The organism is Flammeovirga agarivorans (assembly GCF_012641475.1).
GTDB classification, from domain to species: Bacteria; Bacteroidota; Bacteroidia; order Cytophagales; family Flammeovirgaceae; genus Flammeovirga; species Flammeovirga agarivorans.
On the sequence record NZ_JABAIL010000002.1, the window covers coordinates 376,427 to 399,751 of the forward strand.

Below are 23,325 nucleotides of genomic sequence, written 5' to 3' on the forward strand. Positions count from 1 at the left end.
GGCATATATGTCTAGGAAGTCTTTCATTTCATTCCAATACTATAGTTGAAACAGTTTCTCAAAAACTAAATTTGTTTGATGCTTATAGATAATATCAAATCATTTCATCTGTTCTTTAGTCTATAAGTATATCAACCGACTTATAGCCAAGTTCCATAGCCTTACACTTACAACAATCGAAATATTCAAGAAAAATTGAAAAAAACAGAGGTCACTTTTTTACGTTTTTAATACTACATTATTACGATAAACAATTGCAATACATTGATTTTCAACTACTTACATATATTTTATTAATACAACAAACTACTTAGCATAGTAAAAACAGATAAACTTATTTAATAGGTCGTTAAAGATTAAATATGGTTTCTTATTGCTCTCATCACTAATAAAACTAAGGTTATTATAGGCGTAGTAGGTAATAATCTTTCCGTATTTCAAGCAATATCACCATGTATCTTGATCATTTTTCTTCCAATTTTAGACCTAATTCTTTAATTATTAAAATAGACCTAACGAAAAAAACTGTAACTACCCAAAGGGTACCTACAGTAATTTTTAGTGAATATCATACAAGATAATATCCAACATCTATCGTATGTTAGAATAGGATAAGAATATAAGATCATTCAATACTTAGTCCTGTCCAATACGTTTTCGAAAATAAAAAGAGAACGCTTAATGCTGGTACAAAGACCAACATCAAACGTTCGAGAACAATACAGATTAGTAACCAGGATTCTGGTCTGCTGAGGTAATGCCTGGATTACCCACTATCTCTGCTAATGGAATAGGGAAAAGTTCATGCTTACCTTTTTGGAAACCTCTGTCTTTTAGTTTCTCGTCAGCTAAACCCCAACGAACTAAATCCCAGAAGCGAGAACCTTCATAAGCTAATTCTACTCTTCTTTCATTCATAATAGCATTAAATAATGCGTCGCCAGTTACCGTTGCATCATAATCTGCTAAACCTCCAGCTCTTTGTCTAAGTTTATTCAACATAGCTCTTGCATCCGACTCGTTACCTTGTTCGTAATAAGCTTCAGCCGCTAATAAAATCACATCTGCAAAACGTAATAATCTCCAGTTTGTCGTATAATTCAACTCAGGAGTTGCACCACCTTCGTCTGTAGTTTCAGAATCAAAAGTTGTGTATTTTGTTCTAACTAAACCTTCAGTATCCCAACCGTCTGTGAATACCTGACCATAAAGTCTTGCTAAACCTTCATCATCTAAGATTGTCGCATCTCTTCTACCATCTGTTGCTTCAAATGAATCAAATAATGATTGTGTAGGAGGCAAAAATCCCCATCCAGATCTAAGTTTATCTGACTTGATAGGTGTCGCACCTTCAATATCATCTAACTGTCTAGGTCCAGATAACTGAATATGACGGTTATCATGAGCATCTCTATTCCATTGAGTTGTACCCCAAGTATCAAGATTCGAAATAAAAGAAGCTTCAAATAATGATTCCTTACCAAACTCAGTAGACTTCAATGTCAACTGTGAAAAGTCTGACTCTAACGCTACTTCCGAACCTTCTACTTGGAGAACGCTTTCAAGAGGAGCAATTGCACCGGCAAAGTCCCCTTGAAATACACGCACTTTACCCAATAACCCTAATGCAGCTTGTTTGTTAGCTCTGAATGCATCGCCAGTACCATCAAAAACTGATTTATTTGGTAATACTTCAGCAGCTTCTGTTAAATCTTGTTCAATCTGAGCATATACTTCAGCCTTTGGCGTTCTTTCTTTACCCTCAGTTAACTCAACAGGTGGCTCTAACCATAATGGAACATCACCGAAAGCTGTTACCAACTCAAAGTAAAAATATGCTCTTAAGAATTTTGCTTCAGCAATCATTCTATTCATCAAATCACTTCTGCCCTCAGTAGGAGCATTTGTGATAATTTGATTAACTCTGTAAATACCATAATAATTAATATGGTAGAATGCTCTAATACCTGCATTTTCAGCATGCCACTCAAAGTCATCAATTTCTTGATATTGAGCCTGATCGGAAGCTCCACCTCCTCCACAATTCACATCATCAGCAGGTAAGTTTTTAATGACATAACAACTTGACCATCCTTGCAGCTGATCTGATGATAACATATCATATGAAGCTGTAAGTGCTAAATCTATTTCATCATCAGTTTGATAATACGTCGATGTATCTGATTTACCGTAAGGTTCTACATCTAAGAAGTCGGAAGAACATGCTGTGAGCATTGCAGAAGCACTTAATACCGCAAGTAACTTCTTGAAGCTATATATTTTCATTATTAGTTAAATCTTAAGTTATTAGAATGATACAGAAAGACCGAATAATACTTTTCTTGAAACTGGATAAGTACCAAAGTCAATACCTTGAGCGTTGTTGTTGTTACTACCCACTTCTGGGTCCATTCCTTCGTAGTTTGTGAATGTGAAGAAGTCGTTTAACGATACATAAACCCTAGCTCTAGTCATGAATGCTTTCTTAGCAATCGATGAAGGTAAAGTATATCCTAATTGAATTTGTCTGATCTTTAAATAGCTAGCATTTTGTACTAATAAATCACTCTTGAAGTAAGTATCATTATTATAACCTGCTCTTGGATATGTCGCTACATCTCCATCATTTACCCAACGATCTTCAGTCACGCTGTTCAATCTATTTACAGCATTATTATCTGCTCTCATAAATCCAATAAAGTTTTGATGACCTGTTGCTCCTTGAAGGAAAATGTTTAAATCAAACCCTTTGTAACCTGCAGTTATGTTAGCACCATAGATAAACGTAGGGTGTGGAGAACCAATATTCGTTAAATCTTGATCATTAATTGAACCATCACCATTTACATCCTTGATGATTGGATCACCTGGACTGAAATTACTTGGATCGTCTGTAATATTATTCTCTTCAAGCCAGCTAGAAATATGTGCTTGATCTCTGAATATACCATCATTTTGATATCCTCTATAGTACCATACTGGTTGACCTGCTTCAAAATAAGTAACTGGACCTATTGTAGGTAATGAAGCACCTTCAATTCTTGTTAAACCATCTGCTACTTCTACCACTTCGTTCTTGTTAAACGCACCGTTGAAGCTTACATCATATGTAAATTCCTTCTCACTGTTTCTATAACCTAAGATCATTTCAAAACCTTCGTTAGAAACAGTACCTGCATTCGCATATGGAGCATTGTTACCATATGATAAAGCTGGAGTAGATGGAGTTAATAGATCTTTAGTTAGTTTCTTATAGTAATCTGCAGTGAAGTATAATTTGCTATCAAAAGCTCTTAAATCAACACCTATGTTTGTTTGCTCAGAAGTTTCCCACTTTAAGTTAGGGTTAGCCAATAATGCTGGCTCAGCACCTGTTAGTAACAAACCGTTTGCATCTGGGTACGCAATATTAGTAGTTGTAATCAACGAACGATATTGATCTACGCCTAAGTTTGATAAACTACCATTTTGACCCCAGCTACCTCTTACTTTTAAGTAATCAATTTTATCGATGTTCCAGAATGCTTCATTTGATACGTTCCAACCCAATGAGATTGAAGGGAAGTTACCCCACTTATTTTCTGGTCCGAATAATGATGAACCATCTCTACGGAAAGTTGCTTCTAAGATATATCTGTTATCATAATCATACGATAATCTTGCAAAATAAGAGTTCATTCTTTTTACTTCCTTACGACCAGTTACTCTATCATTATCTCTAGTAGTAACATAATCAGGGTATCTGAATAAGTCATTCTCCTTCACCATATTACCTGATTTAGTATCTAGGTTTCTATAGTTGTTTTCTTGTGCTGACATACCCACTAAACCAGTGAATGAGTTCTTTCCAAACTTCTTAGTGTAAGTAGCAAAGTTTTCCCATAACCATGTAGACCAAACTTGCTCATTTGCTGTTACTGTAGGCGCGTTGCTTTCTGAGTTAGAGTTAGCCCAGTAAGATGGATTCCAAGAGTTGAAGCTACCATATGCTGCATCTACACCGATACGAGAACTAATTTTTAAACCTTTTACAGGCTTAAGATTCACCAAACCAGTTGTTAAGATTTTGTTCTCAGAGTAAATACCTTTCTCATTTTCCAAACGGATTAACGGGTTATAAATCTCTCCTTTCAAGAAGTCATTGTTAGAAAGACCATAGTAGTTACCATTAGAGTCTCTTGTTAAAATCCTTCCTTCAGATAGTTTATCCTGCATATAAGGAGTCAGTGCATTTGGAGCATATCTAGCTTGGCCAGTTGGGTCCATCATTAACGCGCTATTTACAATACCATTAAAGCCATCGTCCTCTGTAATTGATGATCTTGAGAAACTAGTAAATGCAACATTTGCTGACACATCTAACCACTCTTTTACATCTCTGTTTACATTCAAACGACCATTGATTCTTTCATAACTTGCTTTATCGCCACCGATAATACCATCTTGAGAAGTATAACCAGCACTCAATAAATATGACCCTTTATCTGATCCACCTGAGAATGATAAGTTGTGATTTACCATTGGAGTTTGTTCCGTCGCTTCATTTACCCAATTCGTTCCTTCATTGAAATCATCTGGATTTGGAATATAATAATCCTGACCATCATGAGCTTCTTGCATAAACTGAGCATATTGTTTTGCATTCATCATGTTAGGCTTATAACCAATGCTTTGGATACCATATTGGAATGAGTAATCAATACTTGAACGACCACTCTTATCACCTGATTTTGTAGTGATGATTACTACACCGTTTGCACCTTCTGAACCATAAATTGCTGATGAAGCTGCATCTTTTAGTACTTCCATTGAAGCAATATCTGATGGAGCTAAGAAACTGATGTTTCCTGTTTTCATACCATCTACGATATATAATGGATCACTATTACCATTTGAACTTGCACCTCTAATACGAATCTTAATTCCGTTACCTGGAGAACCCGATTGAGGAGTTACCGTAACACCCGCTGCCTTACCTTGTAATGCTTGCTCTGCTGTTACTGCTGAACTTACAATATCGTCAGCATCAACACTTGCAATTGCACCTGTTACTAATGATTTTTTCTGTACACCATAACCTACAACTACAACTTCTTCAAGTTGTTCTTGGTCAACTTCAAGCGTTAAGTTGAATTCTGTTTGAGTACCGATAGCCATTTCTTTTGTCTTATAACCAACAAAAGTAAACACTAAAGATTGAGCTGTTGGAGGTACGCTTAATTTGAAATTACCATCAAAATCTGTAATTGTACCAGTTGTTGTTCCCTTAATAGTGATATTCACACCCGGAAGTGGTGTATCTGTATCACCTCCGATAATTGTTCCTTTTACTATTTTATCTTGAGCATACGCAGAGCTCAAGCCTACAAGCATAATAACTAAGGTAGTCATTAAAAGCTGTAGCCGCTTAAAAATTTGTACTTTTAGCATTTCAGTCAATGAATATATTTTAAAAAAATAGAGCATAAGTGCTTTCAGAGAGTATGTATAGCACTTCTTTGTAAATTAGAAAATAGCACCATCCTTAATAATAGAGCATAATAGATAGATGTTTTTTTAAGATGAATAAGGACGATTCTTTCTATATAATAGTGGAAAATAATAGTTCTTATAGTTTCATAGTTTCGATTTCATTTCATTAGTAAATTAATTTTATGTCGGTTAGCTAAACGTCATGATACAACAATCGAGATAATCATAATAAATCAAAAAAATAATAAGTCACTTTTTTACACTTTTAATACTACATTATTACGACAAACATTTTTAACTAACTATATATCAATTACTTAATAATACTACATTTACTATTTTAACAAATAATCAATACTAAAAAAATAAAGTCCAACTCTTAATTTAAATAAGAATTGGACTTTGAAAATTTATAATTTTTCACAAAATGACACCTTATTATAAGTGATCATTGAGCCATTGAAGTACATTATTTGTAGTTGCAGTGATATTCACTTCTCTCTGTTTTGTCAATTGTAATAACTTAGCTTTTGTTTCTGTTGGTGTTGAAATAGCTATCCAAACGGTACCGACAGGTTTTTCTTCCGTTCCTCCGTCAGGTCCGGCGATTCCTGTAGTTGCAATCCCAAAATCAGAATTGTACTTTTCTTTGACATTTTCTGCCATTTGTAAAGCTGTTTGTTCACTTACCGCACCATAACTTTCTAATGTTTCTTTCAATACTCCCAATTGAGAATGCTTAACGTCATTACTATATGATACTATGCCTCCGTTATAAAATGCAGAACATCCTGCCATTTTGGTAATTCGGTGAGCAAGTAAACCACCTGTACATGATTCGGCTGTTGCTAATTTTAATCCTTTGGTAATCATCTTGTCCATGATTACTTTTTCAATTTCTACATCTTCCTCTGCAAATAGCTTGTCACCTAACAAAGGTTTTAATAGTTCTACTTGTTCGTTAATTGCATAATCCAATTCTGTTTTATCCTCTCCCACAGCTGTTAGTCTTAACCTCACTTGACCAAATCTTGGTAAATATGCCAGTTTGATAAACTCAGGAAGGTTATTTTCCCAGTCTTCAATGGTCTGTGCTAAAACCGATTCTGGGATACCCATTGTTCTAAGCATCTTATGCACAATATGTGGAGTCTCATATTTCTTCTGAAGCTGTGGCAATACATGATTAGTCATCAGAAACTTCATTTCTCTTGGCACCCCTGGCATCGAAACAAATGTTTTATTTCCAGAATCAAACCACATACCCGGAGCAGTACCCACTTCATTCATCAGTACCTTTCCATTGCTTGGCACCTCTGCCTGTAAACGGTTCAGTTCCGTTAATTCTCTATTTCTATTTCTAAATAGCTCTGCAATATTGTCGTAGACTTCTTGATGAAAAGTCATATCCACTCCAAAATAATCTGCTATTGTTTTTTTTGTAATATCATCCTTTGTTGGTCCTAAACCTCCAGTTATTAGAATCACATCTGCTCTTTTCTGAGCTTCATCTAGGATATTGAGTATCTCTTCTCTTGTATCACCTATTGAAGTTTTACGGATAACCTTAAACCCGATTTTATTTAACTCCGTTCCCATCCATTGAGAATTGGTATCTGTGATCTGTCCATAGAGGATTTCATCCCCGATTGTAATAATTTCTACGTAAGTATGTGTATTCATGTCTCTTTTGTTTTCAAAATAAATTTAGAGTTACGAAATTAAAGGATCTAATTTGACAAATAATGAGCAGTAAGAACAAATTTCGTATGATAGGTATAATGTCAGGTACAAGCCTCGACGGTGTTGACCTTTGTTATGCCGAATTTTGGAAAGACAGACAAAAACAATGGCGTTACTATATGCCCTATACCTCAAGCCATGATTGGAATGAGGAGTGGAAACAACGCCTAAATACTGCCGAACATCTTTCTGCATTTGAATATATAAAATTAGACCGTGATCTTGGGAAGAAACTAGGACAATTGGCAAAATGTTTCATTGATGAGCATCAATTAAAGGTAGACTACGTTTGTAGCCATGGTCATACGATTTTCCATCAGACTGAAATAGGTATTACTTCACAGATTGGCGGCGGCCCTGAAATAGCTGCTGCATCTCAACACAATGTGATCAATGATTTTAGAGTTGCTGATGTTGCATTAGGCGGTCAGGGAGCTCCATTGGTACCGATAGGCGACCGATTACTGTTTAATGAATACCATTATCGTTTAAATCTGGGAGGAATCGGGAATATATCTTATGAAGTCGATAATGAAACCATCGCTTTTGATACTTGCCCTGCCAACATGCCTCTAAATGTCTATATGCGTTCAATAGGAAAAGAATATGATGATAAAGGAGGAATGGCAAGAAGAGGTAATGTTCAGAAAAATATTTTTGATGCATTAAATAAGCTAGACTTCTATTCTTCATTTGGAGCAAAATCATTGGGAAAAGAATGGGTAGAAGAACACTACTTACCTATCTTAAATCAGATTGATCGTTTAGAGGACCGTTTAGCTACCAGTATAGAACATACTGCCTATCAAGTCAATCAGGTAATACAGAATGCGAATAACTTATCAAAAATACACTTCGGAAAACCAAAATTACTGATTACAGGTGGAGGTGCTTATAATGACTATCTGATAGATCGTATTCGCTCCTATTGTACCACTGTTGAAGTAGTTCTTCCATCAGAAAAAATAATAACACACAAAGAAGCCTTACTTTTTGCCTTTTTAGGTTGTCTACGTCTAAACAGAGAAAATAACTGTCTTAAGAGTGTAACAGCTGCATCACAAGACAATTGTGGAGGAGTAATACATCATATTTTTGTCAATCAAGAACAAGATCTAAATAAAGAAAAAGATCAATTAATCGATACTCAAGAAATGCCTTCATTTAATAAGATTATTGGCTGTGGAGGGTAAACTAAATAAATAGAAAAAAATGCGCATACAATATAATGCACCGGTAACATTGACTTTTACATTTATCTGTGCTGCTTTTATGATATTAAAAAATATTGGATTTGATCTCACACCTATTTTTAGTGTAGGCACTTTTAGTTCCATGAGCTTTTCCAACCCATTAACCTATTTCAGACTTTTCAGTCATGTGATTGGACATGGAGGATGGGATCACTACTTTGGTAATTTCACATATATCCTATTATTAGGACCTATACTCGAAGAAAAATACGGTAGTAAACAGTTACTGACCATGATGTCTATTACGGCACTAGTAACAGGTTTAATCAACGCCATCTTCTTATCCAGTGGTTTACTAGGTGCCAGTGGCATTGTATTTATGTTTATTCTTTTGAGTTCTGTTGTGAATGTTCAAAAAGGAGCAATTCCACTAACATTCATCCTTATTGTAATCTTATTCTTAGGGCAAGAAGTAGTTAATGCGTTTAGTGCTGATAATATCTCTCAGATGGCACATTTAATGGGAGGTATCTGTGGAGCAATATTTGGGTTTAGCGTAGACAAATACAAACCAAAAGCGAAGTTAAATCAATAGGTTTCTATATATTTTTAATAATAGCTAATCAAAGAATAGTTTACTCTTTACTACTTTGGTTAGCTATTTTTTTATTCTTGAAATTATATGCCTCTTTGTCTTTGATATATTTTATCACATCATTTAAGTATAGAAATAATTGGTTGCCCCCCATCTGTTCAACAACCTCTCCTTTATAAAGCAAATCTCTCACTGGGCCAACTACAGAGCACATATATAGTTCTATTCCTTTTCTTTTTTGTTGATGGATAAATTGCTTCAATTCATTTAAAGCGGTGATATCAATAGAGTTAATACTTTCCGATTTTATTACAATAGCATGAATATCAGTTCTTTTTGATAATTCCCGTTTCATTTCATCTAATACAAACCTGATATTACTGAAATACAATGGAGCATCTACTCTAAAAATAATAATATGATTTTCTTCTTTTGCACCATCAAACCTTAGGATATTCTTATAAATTCTAGTGTCTTCTATTTTCCCTAAAACAGCCAAATGTGGTTTTAAAGTTTGATACATAAATACCCCTAGTGAAGCAATTACTCCACTACTTAATCCTACAATAACTCCAAATTCTATCGTTAATATAAAAGTTAGGATACTGACTACAAATTCTCTTTTTCTAAGGAAATAAATTTCTTTGAAGTAACTAAAACTAAACAAAGAAGGCGTTGCTGCAATAATTACTGCAGCGAGTACTGCTTTCGGTAAGTAGTAAAAGATGTCTGTAAAGAAAAGAAGTACAATGGCGATCATCACACTAGAGATTATATTTGAAGCTCTAGTTTTTGCTCCTGCCTCTTGGTTAATCGCTGTTCTAGAAAAGCTTGAACTTGCCTGATATCCGCCAAACAAAGTACCAATACTGTTAGACAATCCTAAAGCAATGAATTCCCTATTGATATTAATCTTACTATTCCCTTCCTCAACGCTTTTAATGATACTATTGGATACAGTGAAACCGATAATAGCGACAATCACAGAAATAGGTAATAATTCTTTAAGGTTGACTTGTTCAAAAGATGGAAGAATAAGTTGAGGCAAACCACTTGGTATATTCCCTACTACGCCTACTCCCATCCCTTCAAAATCCATATACATGCTCAACAGTATACTAATCACTACGATTAAAGGTGTAGATATCTTTTGTAGATTCACTTTTTTGGCTAAGAAAATGACCAATAGAGTACCGAAACCAACGATTAATATAGGAAAATGCATATGAGAAGCTTCAGAAATCATATAATACAACTCCTGATGAAAATATGATGCCTCTACCTTCTCCAACCCGAATAAATGGGTTACCTGACTAAAGGCTATAAGTAAAGCTGCTGCAGTCGTAAACCCTTTTAATAAGGGCTGAGAAAAGAAATTAGCAATAAATCCAAACTTCAATAGGCCTGCAATTACTTGTAAAATGCCTGCAAAAAAGACAACTACTATCACATTAGCCACATATTCCTCACTAGACATTACCACTCCTAAAGAAGCAATACCTGAAGCTAATAGCATAGAATCTAAAGCAGCAGGTCCTACTACCAACTTTTGTGTTGTGCCAAAAAGGAAATAGCAAATTGGAGCAATCAATGAGGCATATAATCCATATTGTACAGGTAATCCTGCAATAACAGCGTATGCCATCCCTTGAGGAATTAACATAATTCCAGTCGCGAAACCCGCCGCGGCATCACCAGAAATATTAGAAACCTTGTAGTTTCTTAATAAGGATAGGGCTGTAATAGGATTCTTCATGCACTAAAAGTTGTATTTATTAGTTTATATACACTTATCAACAAAACGGTGAATTATCAACATTGTTATTCAGATTCATTTACATACCTGTTGATAAGTCATTGATTTACTTGAAATTATACAAGATCAATGCTTTATAATACAATAGTTATCAACAATTTTATCTGAATTAGTGTTTATAGTCTGTGAATAACATCTAATAATCAATCACTTACAATATAATTATTCTTAGATCTCGATATTTTTCTATGTGATCACGGCTCAAAATTATACCTTTGAATCCAATAAGAAAAAAGATATTAGATCATTATTTTGAAAAAGTTAAAATTAAAGACGGACAAATACGTCAGAAGATTTGCGATTGGTGATATTCATGGTTGTTACCACACCTTGAAATATTTATTAGAAGACGAATTAAAAATTACTACTAACGACTTTATTGTTTTACTCGGAGACTATATCCATAAAGGTCCTTACAGCAAAGAAGTGATCGATTATATTCTCGATTTACAAAAAGACGGTTATCATATATATACAATCAGAGGGAACCATGAGCAGAACCTGATTGACAAGCAGAAAACTTATAAGCCTAAATTTTTACGTTTCATCACAAGGATTTTCACAAAACCTAGAAAGAGTATTCTAAGTGAGGATGGCGTTTTATATTGGCACCATAAAGAATTCTTCAATGAACTGCCTTATCATATCATTATTGAAGATTATCACTTTGTGCATGCTGGATTTAATTTTAGTGCCGAAAAGCCTAAAAAAGACTTTGACGCAATGTTAACCATTAGAAAGCCTTTGCCTCCTATTGAACGTATTAATGAAGTTTTGAAGAAGAAACGATTAGTTCATGGGCATACGCCTAAATTTATTTATGAAGTAGAAAAGATGGTCAAAGAAAAAAGAAAGATTATCAATCTAGATTCAGGCTGTGCATATTTGAAAACACCAACTACAGAACAAAGAAAATATCATGGTTATCTATCTTGTTTAAATTTAGATAGTTTAGAATTGATTAAAGTGAAGAATAAAGATCAACTTTAATGAAAGTTCATTAAATTAACTATTTAAATTTACCTCGACCGATTAACGTCAAACTATTAAATATGAGACTATTATTTGTTGTCAACCCTATTTCTGGTGATATCGATAAAGAACCTTTCCTTAAGGAAGCTACAGCCCTATTAGATGTATATGATATTCATTACCATATCTTTAGGACTACGGGTAAGGATGATTTAGAAAATCTCAAAAAAGAGATAGACCATTACCAACCCAGTCGAGTGGCATCTGTAGGTGGTGACGGCACAACTTTATTTACGTCTACAGCATTATTAGATAGTGAAATTCCTTTGGGCATTATTCCTTTAGGTTCTGCAAATGGAATGGCTGTAGAGTTGTTTGTTGATCCGGATCCAATGTCAGCCCTAAAAGATATTCTGATGTCTAAAATATCTGTAGGGCTTGATTTATTAAAAGTCAACAACGAACATTATTGTCTTCATATAGGTGATATTGGGGTAAATGCTCAGATTGTTAATGGGTATTCTAAAGATCCCAATAGAGGTATGACTACCTACTTTAAGTATTTCCTAGAACAACTTAGAGAGACAAACATATTCGATTACACCATAGAGATTGACGGTGAAGAGTATGACGAAACAGGTATTATGATGGCGATATGTAATGCTAGAAAATTTGGAACAGGTGTCCCTCTAAATAGTATTAGTAATCCTTTTGATGGTAAATTTGAATTGGTAGCCATACCAGAAATGAATTTTGAAGATCTTATTATCGTAGGTCTTTCAAAATTTGATGAGAGCTTTTTAGAAGATGCTAATGGCAACGTTTATTCTGCTGAAAAAGCAAAGATTAAATTTAAAAACCCTCAACTTCTCCAATTAGATGGAGAAGTAATTGGAGACATCACAGAACTTGACATTGAAATTGTGCCTGGTGCTGTCCAATTTATCACAACAAGAAAAAATCTATTATTAGAAGATTTATAAAGAATAGAAAAAAACCACAAAACACTAAACTTCAATTAGTTAACAAACTGATTGAAGTTTTTTTTTATTTTTTTTCTAAAATGTGTGTCTTTTCAACTCCTTCCCATACTTCATAGGTGAAAACAGTTTAAAACAATCAAAATTTAAAAAATAAATTCCTATGAAAACGATCAAAATTTTACATCAATCATGCTGCGGTGTTAACCCAAGAATCAGAAAACAAATTGAAAAAGTGGCTGCAGAAAAAAATGTTGAAGTAGCTATTCAAGATGTAACTGATATGATTGAAACAATGCAGTTCGGTACTACAGAGTTTCCTTCTTTGGTAATTGATGGAAAAGTATTCAACTACCGCCAAAAAAATACAGATGAGGATGTAGCAGCTATGCTTGCATAATAGCTCTCCTCTAAAATTTCTCATTCACTCTAATAGAAACAAGTCATGGAAAAGATTATCAAAATTCTTCATCAGGATTGCTGTATGATTAATCCGATCATAAAGAAGAGAGTCGAAAAAGTTGCAGAGAAAAATAATATCGCTGTACAAGTAGAAGACCTCAGAGAATTAGAACAAGTAATGATGTATGGCACTTCAGAATTTCCTGCAGTTGTGGTAAACGATAAAGTTTACAGTTATAAAAAACATCATTCAGATGAAGAATTATTGAAAATCTTAAATGCATAGTATCATGGAAAGTTTATTAATAAAAGCAGCAGATTATTTAGTTTATCAATTAATAGGTTTAGCACCTGAATCAACTTTTGGTAGTGCCTTACATTACTTTCTTGTAGGAACTACTCATATCATTCTCTTAGTAATAATTATTACTTATATCATGGGGATCGTTCAAAGTTATCTTCCATTAAATAAGATAAGAGCCTACTTAGAGAAAAATAAAAAGTTTGGTATTGGTAACCTTCTTGCTTCCTCTTTAGGCGCTGTAACACCATTCTGTTCGTGTTCATCTATTCCTCTTTTTGTGGGGATGATGCAATCAAGAATTCCTTTAGGTATTGCACTTTCTTTCCTGATTACTTCACCTTTGGTAAATGAAGTGGCTATTGCAATGTTTATTGTTTCTTATGGATGGAAGTTTACCATTATCTATGTGCTTTTCGGAATTCTACTTGGTGTTGTAGGTGGTATCATCTTAGATAAAATCGGTATGGCAAAATATGTGGCTGACTGGGTAAAAAACTTAGCGGAGACACATGCTGTAGAGGATAATGACGAAAGATCGTTCGGTGAGAGATTACCTGAAATTCATGCTGAAACAGTTCAGACATTAAAGAAACTGATTCCATATATCTTAGTTGGTTTGGCTATCGGTTCATTTATTCATGGATTTGTTCCTCAATCTTTCTTTGAAAAATACATTAATGCTGACAATCCATTTGCTGTACCAATTGCGGTTTTAACAGCAATACCATTATACATTGACGCCGTAGGTATCTTACCTGTCATTGACTCATTGATTGCTAAGGGAGTACCTATGGGAACAGCAATCGCCTTTATGATGGGAGCCGTTGGCTTATCCTTACCAGAAGCTTTACTTCTAAAGAAAGTAATGAAGAAGCAATTAATTATCACTTTCTTCAGTACCATTGGCTTAGGGATGATCCTTGCAGGTTATTTCTTCAATATAATGTTTAGCTAATGCAAAATATTTTAAAATCAGGTTTGGCGGTATTTACCGCCTTACTTGCTTCTACCTGTTGTGTAGGGCCCTTGTTAGCTATTGTAGGACTAATGGGGGTTTCTGCATCAACATTAACTTGGCTGATAAGTATCAAGCCATTATTAATTGGAAGTAGTTTAATGCTAACAATTTATAATTTGTACAAAGCCTATTTTCCAAACAAGAAAGAGAGCTGTTGCACTAGTAATATAGAATATGAAGAGTTAGCACTATCAGAAAAAAGAGCATTCCATTTTTTCCAATCTAAAAGATTTTTATGGGGCATCGCCTTCTTAAATATCTTTATTCTAATACTTCCTTATTTAAACCTAATATAAAATGAAACTAATCAACATCATCATCACTATCGTTGGATTACTTTTTATCAGTAGTTGTAGTACATCTAATGGGAATACAACTGAAAAAGTATCATCCATTACGGTAAAGCAAACAGAAAAAACATATCAACTGAAAGGCTTTAAATCAAGTTGTTGTACGGGGATTGTAAACTACTCTCTTAAAGAAGTAGATGGATATCTTGGAATGCAACCCAATTTAGAAAGCTCCTCGGTAACTGTATGGTTTGATAACAGCAAGGCTTCTGAAAAAGAAATCATTGATGCTATTAATCAGACGCCATACAAAGTAAAGCAATAGACGTGTGACTAATTCTTTATTACCCAAAAAAGGGATTCCTAACATTGGAATCCCTTTATTTTTATATCTACAAGTAGTTTTCCCACCAAGAAGAAATAGGATATTTTTCCTGATGTAAAACTATAGGTTCTCCTATTCTTGGAGTTGAAATTGGCATATTTAATTCATCTGCTTTTTTCTTCACTCTTACCACAGGGTCAGTCCAGGAATGTAGTGCTAAAGTAAATGCTCCCCAATGTATAGGCATCATTAGTTTAGCATTAATATCTACTGCAGCCTGAGCAGACTCTTCTGGTAACATATGTATCTGTGCCCATTTCACATTGTATTGACCACATTCCATCATACCTAAATCAAACGGACCATACTTTTCACCAATCTCTTTAAAGTGAGTTCCATACCCACCATCACCACTAAAGTATAATCTATCTTTTTCTGACATCAATACCCAAGACCCCCATAATGTCGCATTCCTATCTGTAAGTCCTCTTCCAGAAAAGTGTCTTGATGGAGTAAATGCTAATTTGATGTTACCTAACTCAGCCTCGTCCCACCAATTTAATTCATGGATTTTCTCCTCTGGAATACCCCATGCTCTAAAATGAGCACCAACACCTAATGGCAGATAGTATTGATCTACTTTTCCTTTCAACTTTTCGATACTCTCATAATCTAAATGATCATAATGGTCATGAGATATAAAAACAGCATCGATATGTGGCATATCTTCGATAGATATTGGTAATTCTTTAGAATATCTCGATTGACCTAACCATGGATGTGGAGCCGGAACATCTCCTAACATTGGATCTAATAAGATCTTTTTCCCTGCCATTTCTACCAAGAAAGCAGAATGACCAAACCATGTTACTCTAGTTAGCGTATCATTGTTCACTACATCACCCACTTCCATTGATAACACTTCGATGTTTCTTGCAGGTCTATCATTAGGTACACCTGCCATGAACTCTCTTAATGTTGACCAAATACTATCCATATTCATATCCATGGTAGTCGTTGTCAAATTGATAAATTCACCATCATCATAATGCCCTGAGGCTGTATATCTTTTAATATCTTCTTCTGTATGTGTCCCTCCAAACTGTGGACTTAAAGTGATAAATAATAGCCCAACTATCACAATAAAAGCAAGAACAGAAAGGATAGAAAATGAAATATATTTCAGTGTTTTTCTAAGTGACATATAATACTTTTTCAATAAGAATTTGTTTTGAACTTATAAGTTTTAAAAATGTAATCATAAATGATACTATTTGAAGCTATTTTTAGTTTATTGATTGTGTAACCAATTAAAAATCAATTGAATATTTTGTCAACTTAAATCAATTAACTGTCTATTGGATAGTAACTCTTCAATAATTATCAATTTTAATAACTCATGAAAAAACTACTATTTTCATTTCTATTCGCATTTTTATGCTCACTCACTTTAATCAATGTTACATCAGCACAATCTTTTAGAATTGGAGGCGGTGTTGGTAACACTTTCGCAGAGCATAAACTCACTGATATTTCTGGTGATGACTTTAAAGTAAATGACAATGCTCTTGCCTGGAAAGTATTTGCAGGCGTTGGTAATAAGTTCCTTGGTATTGAAGGCGGCTACCGATCGTTAGGTAAAGTAAAAGATTCTAGTAGTGGAAATACCTATGAGTCCAAAGTTACAGGTTGGGATGTAGCAGCAAGAGGTAAACTGCAAATCGGTCCAATATTCGGCTTCGCAAAAGCGGGTGCTTTCTTTGCAAAGTATGACAACTCTGTTTCTGGTGGACAAACTGCATCGGATAGCGATAATGAAACAAAATTCCTTTGGGGTGTAGGTGCAGGTGTAATGCTTGGAATGTTTGAAGTTAGATTAGAATGGGAAGCGATGGACCTTAGTAGTGATGCTCACCTTTCTACTTTAGGGTTGAGTGGAGTACTTCATTTTGGAGGAGACGAATAAAAAATTTAAATGAAATAAAGGGTCACAGAGAAATTTGTGATCCTTTTTTTATCCCATCATACATAATTTTTTATAACTTCCTGTCGTAAATTAAATTATTTAATACTTCAATTATTTATCAAATCTAAACTTCTCATGCAACCTTCTTCTTCATAGGTTGTCTTTAAATTAAAATTTAAATCAAATACTAATGAAATCTTTTACTTCCTTACTTTTCGCTTTTCTATTATTCTCATTCAACTTATTCGCTCAGGGTAATAATAAAGTTACAAAACCGATCTCCGTTAATGACTTCAATACATTAGAATTAGAAGGGGCATTTGATGTTGTCTTCAAACAAGGTTCTACTTGTAAAGTATTTATTGAGGGGAAAGAAAAAGATGTTGCCGAGTTTAAAACCATTCAAGACGGAAAGAAATTAAGAATTAGCAATTCCAAAGACGACGACAAAAATGGTAAAACCAACAAGAAAGACTTGGTCGTTTTTATTCAATTTGAAGATCTAGAAAAACTAGAAACTACATTGGTTGGTGAAATTACCAACGAAAATGAATTAAAGTTTAATACACTTACTTTTGAAAATACAGGAGTAGGAACTACTGATCTTAAAATTAACTGTAAAGAATTAAATCTTGAATTTACAGGTGTAGGTAAATTAAAACTAAGTGGAAATGCAATTACAGCTAATTTAGAGGCTAACGGTGTAGGCAGCGTAGACGCAAGAGATCTCGTTGTCCGTGATATGGTCGCTGAATGTAATGGTATCGGAAACATGAAAGTGAATGCCTATAATACTTGTAAAATTTCAGCAAATGGATTGGGTAGCGTAAAAAACTACACTGAACTTAAAGAATAAGTTCTCCTCTTATATTCATCAAAAAGCTATCTGTAATGGATAGCTTTTTTTATTTTCATGAAGAATATTTCTCCTTTGTTTCTGATTTTTAATATTTTTTCTCTAAGTTTCACTAGCTTATAAACACATCAAACAGAACACACAAAAACAACACATATGAAAGATAAGCTTCAAACTTTGGAGGAAATGAACCGTCTTGCTGAGTTAGGCGGTGGTGAAAAACGTATAGAAGCACAACATAAAAAAGGTAAACTAACTGCAAGAGAACGTATAGAATTGCTACTTGACCACAATACTTTCCATGAAGTAGGAAAGTTTGTAAGACACCGTGAAGTGCAATTTGGATTAGACAAAGAACACTACCTTGGAGATGGTGTAGTCACAGGGTACGGTAAGATTTCCGGTCGACTTGTTTATGTCTACTCTCAAGATTTCACAGTATTTGGAGGATCCCTTTCGGAGTCGCATGCAGAAAAGATTTGCAAAATCATGGATATGGCGATGAAAAACGGTGCTCCAATTATTGGTTTAAATGATTCTGGAGGAGCTAGAATCCAAGAAGGAGTAAAATCATTAGGTGGATATGCTGATATTTTTTATAAAAATACACAAGCCTCTGGTGTAGTTCCTCAGATCTCCTGTATTATGGGGCCTTGTGCCGGTGGAGCTGTATACTCTCCTGCAATCACAGATTTTATCATGATGGTAGAGAATACATCTTACATGTTTGTAACAGGACCTAACGTAGTAAAAACAGTTACACATGAAGAAGTCACTTCTGAAGAACTTGGTGGGGCATCTGCTCATTCCATCAAAAGTGGTGTTACTCACTTCACTGCAGCCAACGAAGCAGTAGCTATCCAAAATATTAGAACACTTTTATCATATCTTCCACAAAACTGTGAGATGGACTCCCCTAGATATGATTATAAGACAAAAGAATCTGAAGTTAGAAAACAGTTGGCAGATATTGTCCCAGACAACCCCAATCAACCATACGATATTAGAGAAGTCATTCTAGGCTGCATTGATGAAGATACTTTCTTTGAAGTACATGAAGCTTATGCCGAAAATATTGTCGTTGGTTTTGCTCGTATGGGAGGAAAAAGTATTGGGGTAGTCGGCAACCAACCTGCTGTACTCGCTGGAGTATTAGATAATGATGCTTCAAAAAAAGCGGCTCGTTTTGTTCGCTTCTGTGATGCGTTTAATATACCACTACTTGTATTCGAAGATGTTCCTGGCTTTTTACCAGGTACGGATCAAGAATGGAATGGTATCATTTCCAATGGAGCGAAACTCTTGTATGCCTTCTGTGAAGCAACCGTTCCAAGAATTACTGTGATTACGCGAAAAGCCTATGGTGGAGCCTATGATGTAATGAACTCTAAACACATTGGAGCAGACCTTAATTATGCTTGGCCAACAGCTGAAATTGCAGTAATGGGTGCACAAGGTGCTGCAGAAATAATATTCCGAAAAGAAATTAAAGCTGCAGATGATCCTGAAGCAAAACTCCAAGAAAAAATTGAAGAGTATACCGAAGAGTTTGCCAATCCATATAGAGCCGCCTATAGAGGTTATATCGATGAAGTAATTAAACCAGAAAATACTCGAGAAAGGCTTATTGCTGCATTTGATATGCTAAGAAACAAGGTGGATAAGATTCCAAGAAAAAAACATGGTAATATACCTTTGTAGTATCCATTGACTAATACTACTAAGAAAGTGAATGACTTTTCAATTAATTATAAAAGTCATTCACTTTTCTTTTTACAATGATTATCTTGGTTTAGGTTAATGTCCAAATAGTAATTTTTAATGAATAGATTTTTTTACATCACCTTTTTATTCTTCTTACCCATCATTACGGAAGCACAATACAAGTATGCTCCAAAAGATTATACGTCATCAGACTTTCATGTAGAGAGAAGAGAATCACTTAGACAAAAAATGCCTCCTAAAAGTGTTGCCGTATTTTTTGCCAACCCGATACGGAATAGAGCCAATGATGTAAATTATGTGTACCATCAAGACCCTAATCTATTCTACCTTACTGGATATAGAGAACCAAATGCAGTATTATTTATCTTCTCTGAGCCGTATACCTTATCTGATGGAACCAAGTGTAATGAACTGTTCTTTGTTCAACCTAAAGATAAATATGATGAAAAATGGAATGGCACAAGGTTAGGTGTAGAAGGCGTACACCAAGCTCTTGATGTTTCATGTGTTTTTTCAAATCATCAACTCAAAAGAATGGAAATCGATTTTTCTACTTTTGAAAAGGTACTGACCTTCGATCCTCCAAGAGATGTAAAAAATAATATTTATGATCCATATGATCTATTTGATTTAATTTCCACCTTCAAAAAACAAGCAAATTACCCTGCATTTCTCCATCCAGCTAGTGAACATATTTACAATATGATGAGAGGTACTACACTTCAAAATCAAGCAAATGTGGCTCAATTTGTAGGTATGGAACTTAGAGATGCGATGATACTAAGATTAGATCCTACTATTATTGATTTCGTTTCTGCCCAATCTCCAGAAGAAAGAGTCAAAATTGCCGAGCTATTACCAACCACTAATATTTCTCTTATGTTACTCGACAGTCTGATGGCAGATCTAAGAGAAATAAAAAAAGAGGAAGAAATACAACTTCTAGAAAAGGCTATCGACATTTCATGCATTGCTCAGATAGAAGTTATGAAAGCGATGAAACCAGGAATGTCGGAAACAGAGATCCAGGGTATTCATGAGTTTATCTATAAAAAATATGGAGCCGAATATGAAGGTTATCCAAGTATTGTTGGTGCGGGAGAAAATGGGTGTATGCTACATTACATTGCTAATAATAAGCAACATGTAGAAGATGGCGAACTCATTCTTATGGATTGTGGTGCTGAGTATAGAGGGTATACAGCTGATGTGACTAGAACAATTCCTGTAAATGGAACATTCTCAAAAGAGCAGAAGATACTTTATGATATCGTATTAAAAGCACAAAACGAATGTATTCAAGCATGTAAAGAGGGAGCCTCTTTCAATGAGATCTATGAGTTGTCATCTAAAATTATTGGTAAAGCATTAACCAAATTAAAGATCATCGAATACCCAGAAGCTTATAATGAATATTTCCCTCACGGATTGATGCATCATATTGGATTAGATGTACATGATAAAGGACATTACACCACTTTAAAAGAAGGAATGGTGGTCACTGTTGAGCCTGGAATCTATATCCCTATAAATAGTGAATGTGATCCAAAATGGTGGGGAATTGGGATAAGAATTGAAGATGATATTTTGATTACTAAAGAAGGACCTGTAAATTTATCTGCAAGAGCCCCAAGGACTACTGATGAAATTGAGCAACTGATGAAAGAAGAAAGTGCCTTTAATAAGCTACAGCTTCCTTCATTAGATTAAATATCTTGACCCAAATACAATATTTCGGCCTTTAATTTGTTTTACATTTAGCGAGGCCTACAATTTTTATGAGATTTGTAATCTTATTCATAGTACTTTTTTTCAACACATCATTCAAGCAAATTTCAGTGTTGAACAGCGCCCTGAGTTTCTATGCCATGGAAATAGAGAAACAGGGGTTTAATAAACTGAATTCATCGATGCACTATGAATTGAATATCTCCTACCCAAAAGTTATCTGTTCAAAGAAGCTAGACATTGAGCATCAAATCAACCTCGATATTCAAAGAATCATGATTATGGCAATCAATAATTTCAGAGCAAAGATTATTGATGTAAAATCAGAAAAAGGGGCTATGGGATTAAGTTATTTAAACCTTGATTATCAAGTACATCACAACAATAATGGTATTCTGAGTATCTCTTTTAAAAAAGATACTTATTTCAATGGTTTTGATGGAATTAAAATCATCAAAATGACTTACAACTTTGATTCTCAGAAAAATAAAGTCATCCGTCTCAAAGACTTATTTGATGATGAAATTGATTATAAAAACGCCATTTTCAATAAACTCAAACACAAATACTCTGATATTAAACTTAAGAAAGGCGTTACTTCTAATTTCTGTATAGACACAAAAGGAATTACATTTCCACTCGATAGCAACAAATGCAAAAGTAAGCACTGTCCAGAACAGGTAACATTAACTTGGGCGGAAGTAAAAGACATAACAAAGCCCTATGTTCAAGAACTAGGGCTATAACACTTCTCAGAAGTCTGTATTATTTTTCTTTTTTATAAATCATTGCATTAAGTCCTTCTACCTCTGAAGCTTCGAAATCATCGAACCATTCTTCCATTTTCTTTACTGCAAGGTTTAAATGTTCTTCCTTTAAACAAACTGCCACATAACTTGCTGCGGCTAATACTACAGAAAAATCATCTGAGTAACCTACAATAGGAATGAAATCGGGGATTAAATCGAAAGGTATCAGTAAGTACCCTAATGCCCCTGCAATTGCTACTTTTGCCTTTTTGGGTGTCTCTGTATCGATGTACATAAAGAACAACACCAAACCAATATATACGACCTTTTCTCCAGCTTTTTTAGCTATGTTGATTAGTTTTTCAAGAAATTGGTTCTCCTGAAAGCCTTTTACATATTTCTTAGTATCAATATCTTTTATTTTCATTTTCTTCATTTGTTAATTGTTTATGCTCCTTCTCCACCATCGTCTTGACTATCGGTATCTCCACTTTCATCAATCCCTCCTATTTTATAAATAAGCTGTAGAGATCCTAAAAATAGTGGGGCTTCATCAAAGTAATTTTCAAAATCATCTATTTTCTCATCTCCGGCGGTTTGTATCTTAGATTTGATAAGCAGTTTAAACTGAGGTAAAATCTCTTGATCAAAAGAAGGTAATAGTAAAGCTAACGACCCCATTTCTTGGAGGACAGCCAACTTTCTACTTTCTGACATGGTATACTTGTAGGTATTGTTTCTTTCTTTTAAATACGCTAATAGGTTACTGACCATCTTCTTCCCTTCTAAAGATAGTTTTACTGTAGACGAAAGTTGATTTAGAAATCCTTTTCCAAGATATTTTTGTATCGAAGGCTCTTGTTTTATGTACTTATTTAAGAAATCCTTTGGTGAGATATCTTCCTTTACTTTTTGTAATAAAGTCTTGATTGTATAAATATCTTCCTGATCATCTTTAAAATATGACAGGAAAATCTTCTCATAGGCTCTTGGTGTAAAGCTATAAAACTGTTCTCCTTTACTTAATTTAGTCACGGTACCATTTTCAGTGTGTTTTACCTTTCCTTCTAACACTCCTTCCATGACCAAATTAATTATGGTAAATCTCATCAACACTTTTCCTTCTGCATTGGAAAGGTGTGTTAAGAAGGCTAATTCCGTAGGTCTTAAGTGTTGATATTCCATGATTTA

21 protein-coding genes are annotated in these 23,325 nt (G+C 34.4%); 14 read left to right on the forward strand and 7 right to left on the reverse strand.

Annotated features, from left to right (window positions below; all coding sequences use genetic code 11):
• Positions 1-726: 726 nt before the first annotated feature.
• The 3 genes from HGP29_RS06290 to HGP29_RS06300 all read right to left on the reverse strand — a co-directional run bounded on the left by HGP29_RS06290 (position 727) and on the right by HGP29_RS06300 (position 7,155).
• Positions 727-2,286: a RagB/SusD family nutrient uptake outer membrane protein gene (locus tag HGP29_RS06290; protein WP_168881519.1), complete on the reverse strand. Its 1,560-nt coding sequence runs from the start codon at positions 2,284-2,286 to the stop codon at positions 727-729.
• Positions 2,287-2,307: 21 nt separating this feature from the next.
• Positions 2,308-5,430 carry a SusC/RagA family TonB-linked outer membrane protein gene (locus HGP29_RS06295; RefSeq protein ID WP_168881520.1) on the reverse strand — a complete coding sequence of 1,041 codons (3,123 nt, stop codon included), beginning with the start codon at positions 5,428-5,430 and terminating at the stop codon, positions 2,308-2,310.
• Between the two features lie 480 nt (positions 5,431-5,910).
• On the reverse strand, positions 5,911-7,155 hold the full coding sequence (locus HGP29_RS06300) for a competence/damage-inducible protein A (protein WP_168881521.1): 1,245 nt from the start codon (positions 7,153-7,155) through the stop codon (positions 5,911-5,913).
• Between the two features lie 62 nt (positions 7,156-7,217).
• Between HGP29_RS06300 and HGP29_RS06305 the strand changes: the two genes are divergently transcribed.
• Together HGP29_RS06305 and HGP29_RS06310 are read left to right on the forward strand one after the other, a co-directional pair.
• Positions 7,218-8,408 (forward strand): anhydro-N-acetylmuramic acid kinase, encoded by a 1,191-nt coding sequence (locus tag HGP29_RS06305; RefSeq protein ID WP_168881522.1) that lies wholly within the window; start codon positions 7,218-7,220, stop codon positions 8,406-8,408.
• A 19-nt stretch (positions 8,409-8,427) separates the two neighbouring features.
• Entirely contained in the window at positions 8,428-9,003 is a 576-nt protein-coding gene (locus tag HGP29_RS06310; protein WP_168881523.1) for a rhomboid family intramembrane serine protease, read from the forward strand.
• Between the two features lie 40 nt (positions 9,004-9,043).
• Here HGP29_RS06310 and HGP29_RS06315 read toward each other — a convergent pair whose 3' ends face one another.
• Positions 9,044-10,759: a SulP family inorganic anion transporter gene (locus HGP29_RS06315; protein WP_168881524.1), complete on the reverse strand. Its 1,716-nt coding sequence runs from the start codon at positions 10,757-10,759 to the stop codon at positions 9,044-9,046.
• 312 nt (positions 10,760-11,071) lie between these two features.
• Between HGP29_RS06315 and HGP29_RS06320 the strand changes: the two genes are divergently transcribed.
• The 7 genes from HGP29_RS06320 (at position 11,072) to HGP29_RS06350 (ending at position 15,110) form a co-directional block, all read left to right on the forward strand.
• Positions 11,072-11,809 carry a metallophosphoesterase family protein gene (locus tag HGP29_RS06320; RefSeq protein ID WP_168881525.1) on the forward strand — a complete coding sequence of 246 codons (738 nt, stop codon included), beginning with the start codon at positions 11,072-11,074 and terminating at the stop codon, positions 11,807-11,809.
• Between the two features lie 62 nt (positions 11,810-11,871).
• A complete protein-coding gene (locus HGP29_RS06325) occupies positions 11,872-12,774 on the forward strand; it encodes a diacylglycerol/lipid kinase family protein (protein ID WP_168881526.1) in 903 nt (300 codons plus the stop codon).
• Between the two features lie 160 nt (positions 12,775-12,934).
• Positions 12,935-13,171: a thioredoxin family protein gene (locus tag HGP29_RS06330; protein WP_168881527.1), complete on the forward strand. Its 237-nt coding sequence runs from the start codon at positions 12,935-12,937 to the stop codon at positions 13,169-13,171.
• 45 nt (positions 13,172-13,216) lie between these two features.
• Positions 13,217-13,459 carry a thioredoxin family protein gene (locus tag HGP29_RS06335; protein WP_168881528.1) on the forward strand — a complete coding sequence of 81 codons (243 nt, stop codon included), beginning with the start codon at positions 13,217-13,219 and terminating at the stop codon, positions 13,457-13,459.
• 4 nt (positions 13,460-13,463) lie between these two features.
• On the forward strand, positions 13,464-14,432 hold the full coding sequence (locus HGP29_RS06340; RefSeq protein ID WP_168881529.1) for a permease: 969 nt from the start codon (positions 13,464-13,466) through the stop codon (positions 14,430-14,432).
• Positions 14,432-14,791: a hypothetical protein gene (locus tag HGP29_RS06345; protein ID WP_168881530.1), complete on the forward strand. Its 360-nt coding sequence runs from the start codon at positions 14,432-14,434 to the stop codon at positions 14,789-14,791. The genes HGP29_RS06340 and HGP29_RS06345 overlap by 1 nt, the downstream gene beginning before the upstream one ends.
• A 1-nt stretch (position 14,792) precedes the next feature.
• Positions 14,793-15,110, forward strand: coding sequence for a heavy-metal-associated domain-containing protein (locus tag HGP29_RS06350; RefSeq protein ID WP_168881531.1), 318 nt, complete (start codon positions 14,793-14,795; stop codon positions 15,108-15,110).
• A gap of 67 nt (positions 15,111-15,177) precedes the next feature.
• On the opposite strand, the gene HGP29_RS06355 is transcribed toward HGP29_RS06350, so the two are convergent.
• Positions 15,178-16,314, reverse strand: a complete 1,137-nt coding sequence (locus HGP29_RS06355; RefSeq protein WP_168881532.1) for an MBL fold metallo-hydrolase — start codon at positions 16,312-16,314, stop codon at positions 15,178-15,180.
• Positions 16,315-16,509: 195 nt separating this feature from the next.
• Here HGP29_RS06355 and HGP29_RS06360 point away from each other — a divergent pair, with 195 nt between their 5' ends.
• From HGP29_RS06360 to HGP29_RS06380, 5 genes are all read left to right on the forward strand, one after another.
• Positions 16,510-17,076, forward strand: a complete 567-nt coding sequence (locus HGP29_RS06360; protein WP_168881533.1) for an outer membrane protein — start codon at positions 16,510-16,512, stop codon at positions 17,074-17,076.
• A 190-nt stretch (positions 17,077-17,266) separates the two neighbouring features.
• Complete coding sequence (locus HGP29_RS06365) at positions 17,267-17,932, forward strand: head GIN domain-containing protein (protein ID WP_168881534.1); 666 nt, start codon at positions 17,267-17,269, stop codon at positions 17,930-17,932.
• Positions 17,933-18,088: 156 nt separating this feature from the next.
• The gene (locus HGP29_RS06370) at positions 18,089-19,633 is read left to right on the forward strand and encodes an acyl-CoA carboxylase subunit beta (RefSeq protein WP_168881535.1); all 1,545 of its coding nucleotides are present in this window, start codon (positions 18,089-18,091) and stop codon (positions 19,631-19,633) included.
• Between the two features lie 120 nt (positions 19,634-19,753).
• Entirely contained in the window at positions 19,754-21,367 is a 1,614-nt protein-coding gene (locus HGP29_RS06375) for an aminopeptidase P family protein (protein ID WP_168881536.1), read from the forward strand.
• 158 nt (positions 21,368-21,525) lie between these two features.
• Entirely contained in the window at positions 21,526-22,131 is a 606-nt protein-coding gene (locus tag HGP29_RS06380) for a PdaC/SigV domain-containing protein (RefSeq protein WP_168881537.1), read from the forward strand.
• Positions 22,132-22,150: 19 nt separating this feature from the next.
• On the opposite strand, the gene HGP29_RS06385 is transcribed toward HGP29_RS06380, so the two are convergent.
• Positions 22,151-22,561: a YkvA family protein gene (locus HGP29_RS06385; protein WP_235958266.1), complete on the reverse strand. Its 411-nt coding sequence runs from the start codon at positions 22,559-22,561 to the stop codon at positions 22,151-22,153.
• Positions 22,562-22,581: 20 nt separating this feature from the next.
• Entirely contained in the window at positions 22,582-23,319 is a 738-nt protein-coding gene (locus HGP29_RS06390; protein ID WP_168881539.1) for a hypothetical protein, read from the reverse strand.
• Positions 23,320-23,325 lie beyond the last annotated feature (6 nt).

Excerpts from the sequence above, each read along its gene's own strand:
- HGP29_RS06290 (WP_168881519.1), bottom strand. The coding sequence starts at position 2,286 with ATGAAAATATATAGCTTCAAGAAGTTACTTGCGGTATTAAGTGCTTCT.
- HGP29_RS06295 (WP_168881520.1), bottom strand. The coding sequence starts at position 5,430 with ATGCTAAAAGTACAAATTTTTAAGCGGCTACAGCTTTTAATGACTACC.
- HGP29_RS06300 (WP_168881521.1), bottom strand. The coding sequence starts at position 7,155 with ATGAATACACATACTTACGTAGAAATTATTACAATCGGGGATGAAATC.
- HGP29_RS06305 (WP_168881522.1), top strand. The coding sequence starts at position 7,218 with ATGAGCAGTAAGAACAAATTTCGTATGATAGGTATAATGTCAGGTACA.
- HGP29_RS06310 (WP_168881523.1), top strand. The coding sequence starts at position 8,428 with ATGCGCATACAATATAATGCACCGGTAACATTGACTTTTACATTTATC.
- HGP29_RS06315 (WP_168881524.1), bottom strand. The coding sequence starts at position 10,759 with ATGAAGAATCCTATTACAGCCCTATCCTTATTAAGAAACTACAAGGTT.
- HGP29_RS06325 (WP_168881526.1), top strand. The coding sequence starts at position 11,872 with ATGAGACTATTATTTGTTGTCAACCCTATTTCTGGTGATATCGATAAA.
- HGP29_RS06330 (WP_168881527.1), top strand. The coding sequence starts at position 12,935 with ATGAAAACGATCAAAATTTTACATCAATCATGCTGCGGTGTTAACCCA.
- HGP29_RS06335 (WP_168881528.1), top strand. The coding sequence starts at position 13,217 with ATGGAAAAGATTATCAAAATTCTTCATCAGGATTGCTGTATGATTAAT.
- HGP29_RS06340 (WP_168881529.1), top strand. The coding sequence starts at position 13,464 with ATGGAAAGTTTATTAATAAAAGCAGCAGATTATTTAGTTTATCAATTA.
- HGP29_RS06345 (WP_168881530.1), top strand. The coding sequence starts at position 14,432 with ATGCAAAATATTTTAAAATCAGGTTTGGCGGTATTTACCGCCTTACTT.
- HGP29_RS06350 (WP_168881531.1), top strand. The coding sequence starts at position 14,793 with ATGAAACTAATCAACATCATCATCACTATCGTTGGATTACTTTTTATC.
- HGP29_RS06355 (WP_168881532.1), bottom strand. The coding sequence starts at position 16,314 with ATGTCACTTAGAAAAACACTGAAATATATTTCATTTTCTATCCTTTCT.
- HGP29_RS06360 (WP_168881533.1), top strand. The coding sequence starts at position 16,510 with ATGAAAAAACTACTATTTTCATTTCTATTCGCATTTTTATGCTCACTC.
- HGP29_RS06365 (WP_168881534.1), top strand. The coding sequence starts at position 17,267 with ATGAAATCTTTTACTTCCTTACTTTTCGCTTTTCTATTATTCTCATTC.
- HGP29_RS06370 (WP_168881535.1), top strand. The coding sequence starts at position 18,089 with ATGAAAGATAAGCTTCAAACTTTGGAGGAAATGAACCGTCTTGCTGAG.
- HGP29_RS06375 (WP_168881536.1), top strand. The coding sequence starts at position 19,754 with ATGAATAGATTTTTTTACATCACCTTTTTATTCTTCTTACCCATCATT.
- HGP29_RS06380 (WP_168881537.1), top strand. The coding sequence starts at position 21,526 with ATGGAAATAGAGAAACAGGGGTTTAATAAACTGAATTCATCGATGCAC.
- HGP29_RS06385 (WP_235958266.1), bottom strand. The coding sequence starts at position 22,561 with ATGAAAATAAAAGATATTGATACTAAGAAATATGTAAAAGGCTTTCAG.
- HGP29_RS06390 (WP_168881539.1), bottom strand. The coding sequence starts at position 23,319 with ATGGAATATCAACACTTAAGACCTACGGAATTAGCCTTCTTAACACAC.